This window comes from Pilimelia columellifera subsp. columellifera, assembly GCF_039532605.1.
Taxonomy (GTDB): domain Bacteria; phylum Actinomycetota; class Actinomycetes; order Mycobacteriales; family Micromonosporaceae; genus Pilimelia; species Pilimelia columellifera.
The window spans coordinates 40,451-54,303 of the sequence record NZ_BAAARY010000010.1; the positions used below are offsets into that span (position 1 = coordinate 40,451).

A 13,853-nucleotide genomic window follows, 5' to 3' on the forward strand; every position below is an offset into this window, starting at 1 on the left:
ACAAGGCCAGAATCGGTCTGGTAAGGGAGCGCGAAACCGTGCGGCACCCCAGGCGCTCCCGACTCGCGACCATCTATCCCCGATTTGCGGTTCAGCAGCCCAGCCCGGCGTCGATCTGACAAGTGGCCCGGTGAACCACCGAGGCGCCACTCGTCAGGAGGACATACATGCACGGGGGCTTGAAGCTTCTGATCGGCACCATCGTCACCGCCATCGGCATCACCGCCGCGGCGCCCGCGGCCTCGGCCGCGACCACGCTCTACGCGGTCAACCCGCCCAACGCCAACAAACTCATCACCAACGAATACGCGTTCTGGAACCCCACCGCCGCGAGCGCCGTCCGCTCGGCCGACTGGGAGAACAACAGCGGCTCGCTGTTCGCCAAGCAGACCGTCGACGGCCCGGCCTACTGGACCGGCGTCCCGGACAACAAGGCGCCCGACGCGTTGTCACGCAAGGGCACCAACTCTGCCGTCTTCCGCCTCACCACCAAGCGGAACGACTTCCTGAACATGCAGACCGCCTTCAAGCTGAAGGTGCAGAAGCAGACCTCGACCTCCTCGACCCCGGCGGTCGCCTGGGACGGCGTGCACGTCTTCCTGCGCTACCAGAGCGAGGAGAGCCTCTACTACGCCAGCATCGCCCGGCGTGACGGCGCCCTCGTGCTCAAGAAGAAGTGCCGCGGCGGTCCCAGCAACGGCGGCACCTACCACACCCTCGGCAGCAAGTCCGGGTTCCCGATCGCCTTGGGGCAGTGGACCGCGTACGGCTCGTCCATCCGCACCAACACCGACGGCTCCGTCGCGGTGACCCTGTCTCGCGCGGGCAAGTCGGTCCTCACCATCACCGACAAGGGCACCGGCTGCGCGCCGATCCGCACCGCCGGCAAGACCGGTATCCGCGGGGACAACACGGACTTCCTCTTCCAGTCGTTCCAGGTCACGTCCCTGTAAGACCTCACCCTCCCCCGAGGGCAGGGGCCGGTCAGCGCACTGCGCCGACCGGCCCCTGCGTCATGTCTGCCTACGCTGATCGGCCAGTGCCCAACGCCGACCGGCCGGGTCAGCAGCCGACCGGCCGCGGCGCCGACCGCCGTCGCCGCGGCAACCCGCCGGGGCTGCGGAACGCCAGCTTCGCCGGGGTCACCGTCGCCCTGACCTTGTGGACGAAGTCCGTGCGCGCCCCGGCGAAGTCGGACCGGTTGTCGAACATGTCGCGGCTCATCTCGGCCAGCTCGCGCGCCGCGTACGCGTCCAGCGGCATCGGGGCCGCCGCCAGCCGGGCCGCCTTCTCCCGGCGGATGCGGTCCCCGTCGGCGGCCGTCCGTTCAGCCAGTTCAGCCAGCCACTCCACGAACCGTGGGTACGGGCGGGGGCCGACCGTGTCGATCAGGCCCATCCGCTCAGCTGCCTCGACCGTGACCGGCAGCCTGCCGTCGAGCAACTGCCGGGCGACCGTCTCGCCGACCCGCCGGGGCAGCGTGTAGGTGTGCAGCTCGGAACCGAACAGACCCATCTCGTAGTAGGGGTTGAGCACCACGCCCGCCCGGGCCGCGACCACGTCCGCCCCGAGGGCGAGCATGACCCCGCCCGCGCCGGCCGGACCACCGAAAGCTGCGACGACCGGCTGCCCGCGCAGGGTGGTGATCGCCCGGCAGACCGCGTTGATCGCCTTGATGTTCGCCCAGGCCAACGCGCCTGGATCGCGGTCGGCTTCGATGAGGTTGAGATGGATGCCGTTGCTGAACACCTCGGGGCCGCTGACCAGCACCAATGCCCTGGTGTCCTGACCGGCGGCGTGCCGCAGCGCCGACAGCAGCCGTCGGCAGGTCGCCGGCCCCATCGCTCCGTTGTAGACGTCGATGGTCAACCAGCCAACCGCCCCATCCCGGTGGTAGCGGATGTCGGCGTCGCCGTTGAGGCTCGCGGCCTGACGGGGCACGCCGCGCAGCCGCCGGCCCAGCAGCGCCGTCGCCGGGAGTTTGATCCGGGGCACGTCGCCGCCGACCGCCGCCGGCGTCTTGAGCTGTCCGACCCACACGCTGCCGTCCCCGGTGGCGACCCGGACCGCCCCGTCGCGCACCGCCACGACCTGTCCCGGCGCGGCGTCTACCGGCCCGCCACGACGGGCGTCGAAGACGAGCACGTCGAGGCCGGCGAGCTGAGCCCGCACCCCGGGCGCCCCGTCGGCGGCCCGCACCCGCCGCAGGATGTGGTCGGTGTTCTCCTCCCAGCCGAAACGCCGGTCCGCCTGCGTCATAGTCGGACGCGCCCGGGCCCCCGGGACCGCCACCACGGCTTCGGCCAGCGGCGTCGGTTGGAACGTCGGGTCGACGGCCTTGGCGACCACCTCGCGGGCACACTCCAGCGCCGCGTCGGCCACCGGTCCGTTGTAGATCGCCGATTTGCGGACCGGCTCGGCCGGCATCGGGAACGTCCGGTGTGCCCAGATCGGGCCGGCGTCCATCTCGGCGATGGCCTCCAACGCGGTGACGCCCCAGTGGGACGCCCCCTCGGTGATGGCCCAGTCCAGCGAGGAGGGACCACGGTCGCCGACCGGTCCCGGGTGAATGATCACCGTGCGGCGCTGGCGCCACACCTCCTCGGGCACCCGGTCCTTCAGGAAGGGGCAGAGGATGAGATCGGGGTTTGTCCGCCGGACGGCGTTGATGATGGCGGCGTCGTTGGTGGCGAGTTGGACGCCCACGTCGTGGCCGCCGGCGCGAAGCTCGCACCATACCCGTTGGGTGAGTCCGTTGAAGGCAGAGACCAGCAGCAGCAGTTTCACGATGTGTCCTCCCGGTTGCGGCGTGCGCCCATCGCCCCCAACACAGCGCCGGTACGGAAAGTACCTCCACAAGTGACAACTGGTAAGACGCCATTGTGGAAGCGACTGAGGCGCCTGGATTGTTCTGGCGACGTACCGGTCGGGAAGCGCGCTGTTCCGCCGCGGACGCTGTCGGCGCCGATCGCCAGCCGGCCACCGTCCTGCAACCCCCGGCGGCGGTGACGTGCGACGAGGTCGCCGTCGCCCACGCCGCTCGAACAAGACAATGGCCGCGATACGTCCCGGTCCGGGGGGCCGCTCGATCCCGCAGGCGGTGGACCGGCCGCGCCGGGCTCGTGGAAAGGTAGAGGACATGAACCTCGCCGGCCTTCTGCCCGCCGCGCTCGGTGACCCGGCGCTCGCCCGCGCCCGCGACATCGCCGTCGCCGGCGGCGAGCCAGCCGCCGCGGTCGACCTCACCGCCCCGGCGGCAGCGCGCCCGTACCTGGTCGCCCTGCTGGCCGCGACCGCCGCCCGCGGCGGCGCCGACCGCCCCGTCCTGGCGGTCACCGCCACCAGCCGCGAGGCCGACGACCTGGCCGCCGCCGCCGGTGCCCTGCTCCCCGCCGACCAGGTCGTCAGCTACCCGGCCTGGGAGACCCTCCCGCACGAGCGGCTGTCACCCCGCTCCGACACGGTCGGCCAGCGGCTGTCGGTGCTGCGCCGGCTGGCCCACCCGGACGCCGCCGGCGGGCCGGTCCGGGTCGTCGTCGCGCCGGTGCGCTCGCTGCTGCAACCCCAGCTGCGCGGACTCGGCGACCTGGCTCCGGTCGCCCTCGCCACCAAGGCCGAAGCGGAGCTGGAAACCGTCGCCCGGCGCCTCACCGACCTCGCCTACGCCCGGGTCGACCTGGTCACCAAGCGCGGCGAGTACGCGGTCCGGGGCGGCATCCTCGACGTCTTCCCGCCGACCTCCGAGCACCCCTACCGGGTCGAGTTCTGGGGCGACGAGGTGGAGGAGATCCGCACCTTCGCCGTGGCTGACCAGCGCACCATCGCGCCGGTTGACGGCATGGAGGCCCCGCCGTGTCGTGAGCTGTTGCTCACCGAGGACGTCCGGCAGCGCGCGGCGGCGCTGGCCGCCGATCACCCGGAGCTGGCGGAGATCTGCGACAAGCTCGCCGAGGGCATCCCGGTCGAGGGGATGGAGTCGCTGGCCCCGGCGCTGCTCGGCGCCGACCAGCTTGAGCTGTTGGTCGACTGCCTGCCGGGCGGCGCGCACGTCGTGCTGTGCGACCCGGAGCGGATCCGGGCCCGCGCCCACGACCTCACCCGTACCTCGGACGAGTTCCTGGCCGCCAGCTGGGCAGCCGCCGCCGGCGCCAACGACGCCGCAGCGCCGATCGACCTCGGGGCGGCCGCGTTCCGCACCCTGGCCGAGGTGCGCGGTCACGCCGTCGCGCTGGGCATGCCGTGGTGGACGGTGGCCCCGTTCGGCATCGACACCGGACCCGCCGCCGCGCCGTCCGCCGCCGAACCCTGGCGCGACCACGAGCCCGTCACCGTCGCCCCGGACGAGGGCATCGCCCTGGCCCCGCGCGCCCACGCCACCCCGCTCTACCACGGGGACACCGAACGGCTCGTCGCCGACCTGCGTCAGTGGACCGGCGCCCGGCACGCCGTCGCGTTGGTCTTCGAGGGCCACGGCCCGGCGCAGCGCGCCGTCGAGGTCCTCGGCGACGCTGGCATCGGCGCCGCCCTCGTTGAGGCGATCGAGTCCCCGCCGGCCCCGGGCACGGTCACCGTGACCTGCGGTCCCATCCCACACGGCCTCATCCTGGACGCCGCCGCGCTGGTGGTGGTCACCGGCAACGACATCACCGGCGGGCGGGGCGCGTCCACGCGTGACATGCGCAAGATGCCCAGCCGCCGCCGTAACACCATCGACCCGCTGGAGCTGCGCCCCGGGGACCACGTCGTGCACGAGCAGCATGGCATCGGCAGGTACGTGGAGCTGGTGCAGCGCACCATCAACGGCGCCGACCGCGAGTACCTGGTCATCGAGTACGCCCCGAGCAAGAAGAACCAGCCCGGGGACCGGCTCTACGTGCCCACCGACCAACTCGACCAGCTCTCCCGCTACGTCGGCGGCGAGCAGCCGGCGCTGCACAAGATGGGCGGCTCGGAGTGGCAGAAGGCCAAGGCGAAGGCCAAGAAGGCGGTCAAGGAGATCGCCGCGCAGCTTATCCAGCTCTACGCCGCCCGTCAGGCGTCCCGTGGCCACGCGTTCGGCCCGGACACCCCCTGGCAGCGGGAGCTTGAGGACGCCTTCCCGTACACCGAGACCCCGGACCAGCTCGCCGCGATCGACGAGGTCAAGGGCGACATGGAGAAGCAGACGCCGATGGACAGGCTGATCTGCGGCGATGTCGGCTACGGCAAGACCGAGATCGCGGTGCGGGCGGCCTTCAAGGCCGTTCAGGACGGCAAACAGGTGGCCGTCCTGGTCCCGACGACACTGCTCGCCCAGCAGCACTTCAACACCTTCACCGAACGGATGGGGCAGTTCCCGCTGTCGATCCGTCAGCTGTCGCGGTTCCAGACCCCGAAAGAGGCCGAGCAGACGCTCGAAGCGGCCGGGGACGGCACCGCCGACATCGTCATCGGCACCCACCGGCTGCTGTCCAAGGCCACCCGGTTCAAACAGCTCGGCATGGTCATCGTCGACGAGGAGCAGCGGTTCGGGGTCGAGCACAAGGAGCACCTGAAGTCGCTGCGCGCGTCTGTCGACGTGCTGACGATGTCCGCCACCCCGATCCCACGCACTCTGGAGATGGCGATCACCGGCATCCGGGAGATGTCGACCATCGCCACGCCCCCGGAGGAGCGGCACCCCGTCCTGACCTACGTGGGCGCCCAGGACGAGAGGCAGATCGCCGCCGCCATCCACCGGGAGTTGCTGCGCGACGGCCAGGTCTTCTACCTGCACAACCGGGTCGAGTCGATCGACAAGGCCGCCCGGCGGATCCGGGAGATCGTGCCCGAGGCCCGGGTCGCGGTGGCGCACGGTCAGATGGGCGAGGACGCCCTGGAGAAGGTCATGGTCGGCTTCTGGGAGAAGGAACACGACGTCCTGGTCTGCACGACGATCGTGGAGTCCGGCATCGACATCCCGAACGCCAACACCCTCATCGTCGAGCGGGCCGACCTGCTCGGCCTGTCCCAGCTGCACCAGATCCGGGGCCGGGTCGGCCGGGGCCGGGAACGCGCCTACGCCTACTTCCTGTACCCGCGCGAAAAGCCGCTCACCGAGCAGGCACACGAGCGGCTGGCCACCATCGCGCAGCACACCGAGCTGGGCGCGGGCATGTACGTGGCGATGAAGGACCTGGAGATCCGCGGCGCGGGCAACCTACTCGGGGGGGAGCAGTCCGGGCACATCGAGGGCGTCGGATTCGACCTGTACGTGCGGATGGTCGGCGAGGCCGTGTCGCAGTTCAAGGGGGAGCGGCCCGAGGAGGAGCCCGAAGTCAAGATCGACCTTCCGGTGGACGCGCACCTGCCGCACGACTACATCGCCGTCGAACGGCTGCGGCTGGAGATGTACCGCAAGCTCGCCTCGGCCCGCGACGCCGCCGTCCTGGAAGAGGTCGTCGCCGAGATGACCGACCGGTACGGCGAGCCGCCGGCCCAGGTGGCGAACCTGCTGGCGGTGGCCCGGTTCCGGCTGCTGGCCCGTTCGTACGGCCTCACCGACGTGTCGTTGCAGGGCAAGCACGTCCGTTTCTCGCCGTTGGTCCTGCCGGACTCCAAGCAGCTGCGTCTCAAGCGCTACCACCCGGACTCGGTGTACAAGCTGGCCACCGACCAGGTCAGCGTGCCCCGACCGACGACCCGCCGGGTCGGGGGCGAGCCGCTGCGCGACACCGCCCTGCTGGAGTGGTGCGCCCAACTGCTGCGTGATCTGCTCGGTGATCCGCCGGTCTGACGGTCTGTCGCCTTCCCGACAGGGAAAGACGAACAAGGGGCGGGTCAGGGTTTCGGAGGCGGCGGACTATGCCGCCCCTCACTTTCCGCCCGCTGCGGCGGCTCCGGCCCGCGCTGGCGCCGGCGGTGGTTGGCCTGACCGCAACCGGCAGACCAGCGAGGCCGAGCGCCATACGATGAGGGGATGCACGAGGCTGTCGCCGGCGGCGCCTGGATCACCTGGGACGAGTCCGGCCGGGTCGCCACTCTGCGGTTCACGGACCCGAACGCGACCGGGGTGGACGCGGCCGAGCTGGTGGACGCGTTGGAGCACTGGGTCGGGACGGCCGGTGGTCGCTTCGCGCTCCTCGGCGACGGCGCCGGCCTGAGCGCCATGGACGCCGAGTACCGGGCGGTGTGGGCGGAGTTCTTCGGGAGGCACCGCGCGGAGGCCACGATCGGTGTGTTCAACCTTGGCCCGATGGCCCAGGTGACGGCCCGGATGTTCGAGCAGGGCACCGGTGTGCCGGTCATCGGGTTCAGCGACGAGGAGCAGGCCCGGCAGTGGCTGAAGGGATTTGGCATCGGTCGATGAGCATGGGTCAGCCGGGCTTCGACGACATCTTCGATGTCATGGCCCAGGCGTCAGTGGGGAATCGGGACGCGCGGGTGGCGGTGCCCCAGGACGCGGATGTGGATGATCTGGCCACTCGCACGGCTATCGCGCTCAACATCCTGTTGGAGGATCTGGAGTTCCGGGGGGTGGAGCGCGAACGCGCGCAGGACCAGCTACGGCAGGCCCAGAAGATGGACGCCATCGGCAGCCTCGCCAGCGGCATCGCCCACGACTTCAACAACCTGCTGGGCGTCATCCAGGGCTATGTCGAGATCTTGCTGGACGACCTGTCGGTCGCTGACCGGGACGAGTTGCAGGCGATCGCCGGCGCAGCCGAACGCGCGGCGGACCTGACTCGGCAGTTGCTGGCGTTCAGCCGTAAGCAGCCGCTGAACCCGACCGCGGTGGACCTCAATGACCTGCTCACCAGCCTGATTCCGATTACCCGCCGCCTTGTCGGCGAGGACATCGACCTGCGTCTGGTCGCCGGGGATTCCCTCTGGACGGTGGTGGCCGACCGTGGCCAGCTCGATCAGGTGGTCATCAACCTCGTCGTCAACGCCCGGGACGCGATGCCCCGCGGCGGGCAGCTGGTCATCGAGACCAGGAATCTGACGGTGGGCGCCGGCGCCGAGGCCCGGGTCGCCGGGGTGCGTCCCGGCGATTACGTCATGCTTGTCGTGTCGGACACCGGCGTCGGCATGGACCGGGCCACCCAGGAGCGGGTTTTCGAACCGTTCTTCACCACCAAGGACGTGGGGCGGGGGACAGGGTTGGGTCTTTCCACGGTCTTCGGGGTGCTCAAGCAGAGCGGGGGCGCCATCCGGTTGGCGAGCGAGCCGGGCCGCGGCGCGACGTTCCGGATCTACCTGCCCCGCGGCACGGCGGCGCCGGTCGTCAAGGCGGCGCCGACCGCGCCGGCGGAGATGGCCGGTGGTGACGAGACGATCCTGCTTGTCGAGGACGACGACCAGCTGCGTGATCTGTTGCGCCGGGTGCTGTCGGGTCATGGCTACCAGGTGCTGGTGGCGGCGTCGCCGGCTGCCGCCCTGGACTGCTGCGCCGCCCACCGCGGACCGGTCGACCTGCTGCTCAGCGATGTTGTCATGCCGGGTATGAGCGGCCCGGAGCTGGCCGGCGAGCTGGCTCACGCCCGTCCGGGGCTCCGGGTGTTGTTCGTGTCCGGTTACCCCGACAGCACCGTCGCCCGATACGGCCCGCTCGCCGCCGACGCGGCGTTTCTGACCAAGCCGGTGCCTACGCGCCTGCTGCTGACGACGGTCCGCCAGGTCCTGGACGGGCGGGAGGGGTCAGGCGCCGGGTCGGCCGCGAAGACCCCGACCTCCCGACCGGGGCGTTAGCGCGCGCCGCGGGTGGCCGTCCACTGGTCGGGGCCGAAGACCTCGTACCGGATTCGTTCGCTGGGCAGCCCGCGCCGTCGCAGGGCGCCGCGGATGTGACGCATGAACGGCACCGGCCCGCACAGGTACGCGGTGGCGTCCGGGCGCAGCGGGATGAGGTCGGCGTCGACGAGCCCGGTGTGGACCTGGACGTCGTTGCTGGGGCCGCCGGGCTCCTCGTACCAGACCAGGTGTTGGAACGACGCCAGCTGTGAGCCGCTGCGCACGATGTCTGCCCGCAGCGGGTGCCGTCCGGGGCTCTGCTCCCCGTGTACGGCGACGACGTGCCGGGACGGCTGGGTGTGCGCGATGTGGTCGATGATCGCCGCCATCGGCGTGATGCCGACTCCGGCGCTGATGAGTAGCACCGGGTCGTCGCCGGGGATCAGGGCGAGGTCGCCGAAGGGCGCGCTGACCTGGAGCCGGTCGCCGGGGTGGATGTGGTCGTGCAGGTGGCCCGAGACCAGCCCGTCGGGCGTCCCGTCGACGCCCCGCACCCGCCGGACGGTGATCCGCAGGCTGCCGGGGCTGGGGGCCTGCGACATCGAGTACTGCCGTAGCTGACGGCCGCCGTCGGGAAGGTCGACGGCGACCGTCACGTACTGACCGGGCCGGTAGTCGGGCGCCGGCCGACCGTCGACCGGGCACAGGACGAATGACGCGGTGTCGACGGCTTCGACGCGGCGGTGGCTGATTTCGTACTCCCGCCACGGCTGCTCGGGGTCGACGCCGGCTCGGGTGTAGAGGCGTGATTCCAGCCCGATGAGCCGGCAGGCGAACAGCCAGTAGACCTCGTCCCAGGCGCCGGCGACCTCGGCGGTGACGGCGTCGCCGAGCACTTCGCCGACGGCGCGCATGAGGTAGCGGCCAACCACGGTGTACTGGTCGGGCCGCACGCCGAGGGAGGCGTGTTTGTGCGCGATCCGTTCCATGATCAGGTCGAAGTGCGGGGCGTCCGGCCCGGGTTCGTCGATGAGGTGGGCGGCGAAGGCGGCGACGGCGCCGCCGAGCGCCCGCCGTTGGTCGCCGGTGGCCTGCCCGCTGCGGCTGAACAGGTTCATCAGCTCGGGGTTCTCGCCGAGCAGGGTCCGGTAGAAGGCGTCGGTTATCTTTTCGCCGTTGGCCTGGACCGCGGGCAGGGTGGCCTGGATCGTCGCCGCGTGGGACTGGCTCAGCATGGTGACTCCTCGGTCTGGCGCGGCGCCGGCGGCGCCTGGGCGGTCGGTGGGTGCAGCGTCAGCAGCACCTCACGGGTCGGGGAGCGGATCAGCTCGGCGATGGTCACCGGGTCGAGACTGCGGTAGAACGCCTCCTGGGCGGCCCGCAGCGCCCCGCGCAGCCGGCAGCCGTGCCGCAGCGGGCAGACGGGCTCGTCGCACTCGACGACCTCTGCCTCCCCCTCGAACGCCCGCACCAGCGTCCCGACGGTCGTGGCCAGGCCCGCGGTGGTGATCCGGACCCCGCCGGCGCGTCCCCGCACGGTGCCGACGGCGCCGAGCCGTTGGAGCCGTTGGACGACCTTGGCCAGGTGGTGCCGGGGCACGGCGAGCGCCTCGGCCAGCTCGTCGATGGTGTGTTGGCCGCCGTCGTGGCTGGCGGCGAACATGACGACCCGCAGCCCGATGTCGGTGGAGCGGTTGAGGCGCATGAGCCACACCGTAACTAATGAGGACTATGGCAATCCTGTTTTGTGTGGGGTGTCACCGGGTCGCGCTCCCCGGGTCTCCGGCGCGTCGCACGCGTGAGAGAGTGTGCTTATGCTTTCTGCGCGATTCCGCCGGTCCGCCAGCGTCAGCCGGGCGGGCGTCCGTCGGCTCACCTCCTTCGCGCTGGTGGCGACGCTCGGCCTGCTCACGCTCACCGGTTGCCGCTCCGACCCGTCGGTCGCCGTCTACGCCGGCGGTCAGAAGCTCACCGAGGCCAAGCTCGACCAGATGATGGACGAGCTGCTCGCCAAGGTCCCGGCCGAGCAGCGTCAGCCCGACCTGGTGGCCGGCCTGCGGGGCGAGCTGGTGCGGTTCTTCGCGCTCACGGCCGCCGCGAAGAGCTACGCCGCCACCACCGGCCAGACCCTGCCCGCCGGTCCGGTCACCGAGATCGGCGCCCGGTTCCGGCTCCCGGAGACCGCCGAGGTCGTCCAGGCCGCCGCCCAGGGCGTCGCTGCGGTCACCATGTTCGATCAGGCCGCCGAGAAGGCGAACCCGCAGGCCGTCCCCACCGAGGACGACCGCCGCGACGCGTACGCCCAGCTGCGCGGCCCGCAGGGCGAGCCCACCGGTCTCAGCTATGCCGAGGCCCGCCCGCTGCTCACCGACGAGGCGCTCGCCAAGCCGGTGACCCAGCGTGAGCTGATCGAGGGGGCGTCCGCCGACGTGGGCGTCTCGATCAACCCCCGCTACGACCGCAGCTACCCGGTTCAGCTCGTGCTCGACGGCCAGAAGGTCACGGCGGTCGACGTCCACTTCGGCCCGGCCGGCGCGGTGGTCCAGGCTCCGCCCCCGGCGCCGGCCGGCGCCCCGGGCGGCGGACACGACGACCACTGACCGGATCGTGCCCCGGATCGTCCTGCTCGTCACCTCCCCCCGGCTGCCCGCCGGGCTGTTGACGGCGCACACCTGGGATCTGGTGCGGTCCTGCCCGGTCCTGGCCGCGGCCGAACACCCGCAGGTGGCGGCGCTGCGTGCCGCCGGCGTGCCGGTGCGGATCGTCGCGACCGGTCAGATCGAGGCGATGCTGGCCGCCGCCGTCGACGGCGACGTGGTCTGGCTGGCCTCCCCGGACGGCGACCAGACGATGGCCCGCACGCTGGGCCTGCGTCTGGCCCGCGAGCCCGGTCTGGCCGAGCTGGAGCTGTGTTACGGCTCCTGGGACCCGCCCGGCGCCCGGCTTCTGGACGCGGTCGCCGTGATCGATCGCCTTATGGCCCCCGACGGCGGGGACCCGTGGAAGCGCGCTCAGACCCACCGGTCCCTGGCCCGCTACCTCATCGAGGAGTGCTACGAGGCGTACGACGCCATCGTGGCCGACGACGCCGAGGCGCTCCGCGAGGAGCTGGGCGATCTGCTCCTCCAGGTCGTGCTGCACGCCCGCCTGGCGCAGGAGCTGCCGGAGGACGAGCGCTGGTCGGTCGACGAGGTCGCCGGCGACCTCGTCGCCAAGATGATCCGCCGTAACCCACACGTCTTCGCCGGCGCGAAGGTCGCCGACATGGCCGAGATCGTCGACAACTGGGAGTCGATCAAACAGGCGGAGAAGTCCCGCGCCTCGGCGATGGACGGCATCGCCCTCGCCCAGCCGGCCCTGGCGCTCGCCGCCAAGATCCTCGAACGCGCTGCCCGGTCCGTCGCGCCGCCGTCACTGCCGGTCCCTCCGCCGGACCCGTTCGCCGGCGAGGACGCCCTCGGCGCGGCGCTGCTGGATCTGGTGGCCGCCGCCGGTCGCGCCGGCCTGGACCCGGAGGCGGCGCTGCGCCGGGCGGCGCTCGCCCACGCCGCCGCCGTCCGCGCCGCAGAGACCCGCTGAGCGGGACGCTCAGCGGGCGCCGGGCGGCCGCTCGTCCACCACGACCGACCCGGCCGGGAGCGCGAACCGGGCGACGTCGGCCCGGTCGGTCAGCCGGCTGAGCCGGATGGACAGCGTCCGCCCGTTGACGGTCGCGTCGAAGCTGGCCAGCACCCCGCCGTCGGTGAGGCAGGCGGCGAACCCCGGGGCCGGCGCCCCGGTCAGGCCGGACGCCCGGACACAGGTGGCCGGCTCGCCGGCCACCGACGACCGACCCTGCTCGATCGTGGCCGAGGGGTCCATCGCCGCCGCGGTGAGCAGGCTGATGACGAGGCGTGGCGGCACGAGGGCGGTTGCTCCGGGCTCGTCGAACAGGTCGGCGCGTGGATTGGCGCCGCCGGTCGGCGGCAGGCTCCGCCGGCAGGTGACGGCGGCGCCTGCGTCGCATTCGGTGGTGGCCTTCCGGTCGACCATGAGCAGCCCGTCGGGGTGCCGGTAGACGGTCCGCGGGGGCGTGGCCTGCCGGGTCACCCACGCCGGACCGCCGAGCGCCTGGTACTCGGCGGTGTGGTCGCGCTGTTCGCCGACGGCGACGCGGCTGGCCAGAGTGTTGACGAGCTGAGCCTGGTCGAACCCCCGGTCGGCGTCCGCGACTGGGCGGCATCCGGCGGTCAGCGTGGCGCCGACGGCGAGGACCACCAGCCAGCGGCCGGTCCCGGTCGGACGGTGGGCAGCGGGCGGCTCAGGATCGATCGGCATACGGTCAGGGTCGCGCAGCGTCTGCCGGCGGCCCCAACCGGGGTCAGACCGCGGCGGCCTGCCGGGCCCGCAACTGCGCCTGCAGGATGTATCGCCGGATCGCGGTGGCCTGCGCCTCGTCGAGGTTGAGGATGGCGACGACGTCGATGGCCCGCAGCGCCGGCTGGTCGGCGACGCGCAGCACGGTGGCAGGCAGGTCCAGTTCGGTATCCTCCAGCGCGAACCGGACCGCGACGTGCTCGCCGGAGTGCAGCTCAAGGTGCTGGAACCGTCCCCGCACGCCGCCTTCGCTGAGGTCGACGATGTATCCGGAGAAGGTCCCTCCACCGAATCCGAGCCGTCGGATGGTCAGCGGCTCGCCGCCCCCGCCCCGGACGAACTGCCGTTGCTGTTGGACCTGCACCGTGCCGGTGAGCCGCAGCCTCCATGAGCCCGGCGGCCCGGTGGTGATGCCGATTACGGTGGAGGCGGCCTTGTGTCGTCCGCGCTGTCCGGCCCACGACACGGTGACCACGGTGTCGACTTCGGGCAGGTCGGTGACCCGCACGTCCAGGGGGGTGGTCACGGTGATCACGTCCCCACCGACATGGTCGACCCGTGTCTGGTAGGTCTCACCGCCATCGAACCCGATCGTGATCCGGTCGCCGACCCGGGGCACGGGAACGTCGGTCATCGCGCCCTCCCCCTGTGATCGCACGCGCGAGCTTCGCACTTCCCCTTCGGCCGCGCTCCTGGGGACTTGAGCCGGTCTGCCGGCGGCGCCGGCTTGTGGCCCCCGCCTGCCGGCGGTCGGCCGCTCGCATAAGCTCGGCCGGGGTGGCCCGGACGGGCTCCGCCACCCGCCC

General features: G+C 72.1%; 11 protein-coding genes. 6 read left to right on the forward strand and 5 right to left on the reverse strand.

Going from position 1 to position 13,853, the window contains the following annotated elements:
- Positions 1–167: 167 nt before the first annotated feature.
- Positions 168–953: a hypothetical protein gene (locus ABD287_RS11970; RefSeq protein WP_344172276.1), complete on the forward strand. Its 786-nt coding sequence runs from the start codon at positions 168–170 to the stop codon at positions 951–953.
- Between the two features lie 109 nt (positions 954–1,062).
- On the opposite strand, the gene ABD287_RS11975 is transcribed toward ABD287_RS11970, so the two are convergent.
- Positions 1,063–2,787 (reverse strand): enoyl-CoA hydratase-related protein, encoded by a 1,725-nt coding sequence (locus ABD287_RS11975; RefSeq protein WP_344172278.1) that lies wholly within the window; start codon positions 2,785–2,787, stop codon positions 1,063–1,065.
- Between the two features lie 352 nt (positions 2,788–3,139).
- Between ABD287_RS11975 and mfd the strand changes: the two genes are divergently transcribed.
- The 3 genes from mfd to ABD287_RS11990 all read left to right on the forward strand — a co-directional run bounded on the left by mfd (position 3,140) and on the right by ABD287_RS11990 (position 8,709).
- Entirely contained in the window at positions 3,140–6,754 is a 3,615-nt protein-coding gene (mfd, locus tag ABD287_RS11980; RefSeq protein ID WP_344172280.1) for a transcription-repair coupling factor, read from the forward strand.
- Between the two features lie 183 nt (positions 6,755–6,937).
- Positions 6,938–7,327, forward strand: a complete 390-nt coding sequence (locus ABD287_RS11985; protein ID WP_344172282.1) for a hypothetical protein — start codon at positions 6,938–6,940, stop codon at positions 7,325–7,327.
- Positions 7,324–8,709 carry an ATP-binding protein gene (locus ABD287_RS11990; protein WP_344172284.1) on the forward strand — a complete coding sequence of 462 codons (1,386 nt, stop codon included), beginning with the start codon at positions 7,324–7,326 and terminating at the stop codon, positions 8,707–8,709. The genes ABD287_RS11985 and ABD287_RS11990 overlap by 4 nt, the downstream gene beginning before the upstream one ends.
- Here ABD287_RS11990 and ABD287_RS11995 read toward each other — a convergent pair.
- Together ABD287_RS11995 and ABD287_RS12000 are read right to left on the reverse strand one after the other, a co-directional pair.
- Positions 8,706–9,926: a globin domain-containing protein gene (locus tag ABD287_RS11995; RefSeq protein ID WP_344172286.1), complete on the reverse strand. Its 1,221-nt coding sequence runs from the start codon at positions 9,924–9,926 to the stop codon at positions 8,706–8,708. The two genes, ABD287_RS11990 and ABD287_RS11995, sit on opposite strands and share 4 nt — an antisense overlap.
- Complete coding sequence (locus ABD287_RS12000) at positions 9,920–10,396, reverse strand: RrF2 family transcriptional regulator (RefSeq protein ID WP_344172288.1); 477 nt, start codon at positions 10,394–10,396, stop codon at positions 9,920–9,922. Before ABD287_RS12000 ends, ABD287_RS11995 begins: the two co-directional genes overlap by 7 nt.
- Before the next feature lie 109 nt (positions 10,397–10,505).
- On the opposite strand from ABD287_RS12000, the gene ABD287_RS12005 reads away from it, so the two are divergent.
- Both ABD287_RS12005 and ABD287_RS12010 read left to right on the forward strand, forming a co-directional pair.
- Positions 10,506–11,291 (forward strand): hypothetical protein, encoded by a 786-nt coding sequence (locus tag ABD287_RS12005; protein ID WP_344172290.1) that lies wholly within the window; start codon positions 10,506–10,508, stop codon positions 11,289–11,291.
- Between the two features lie 4 nt (positions 11,292–11,295).
- On the forward strand, positions 11,296–12,270 hold the full coding sequence (locus tag ABD287_RS12010) for a nucleoside triphosphate pyrophosphohydrolase (protein WP_344172457.1): 975 nt from the start codon (positions 11,296–11,298) through the stop codon (positions 12,268–12,270).
- 9 nt (positions 12,271–12,279) lie between these two features.
- Here ABD287_RS12010 and ABD287_RS12015 read toward each other — a convergent pair whose 3' ends face one another.
- On the reverse strand, positions 12,280–13,008 hold the full coding sequence (locus tag ABD287_RS12015; RefSeq protein WP_344172292.1) for a hypothetical protein: 729 nt from the start codon (positions 13,006–13,008) through the stop codon (positions 12,280–12,282).
- A gap of 43 nt (positions 13,009–13,051) precedes the next feature.
- Positions 13,052–13,681: a PilZ domain-containing protein gene (locus ABD287_RS12020; protein WP_344172294.1), complete on the reverse strand. Its 630-nt coding sequence runs from the start codon at positions 13,679–13,681 to the stop codon at positions 13,052–13,054.
- Between the last annotated feature and the right edge of the window lie 172 nt (positions 13,682–13,853).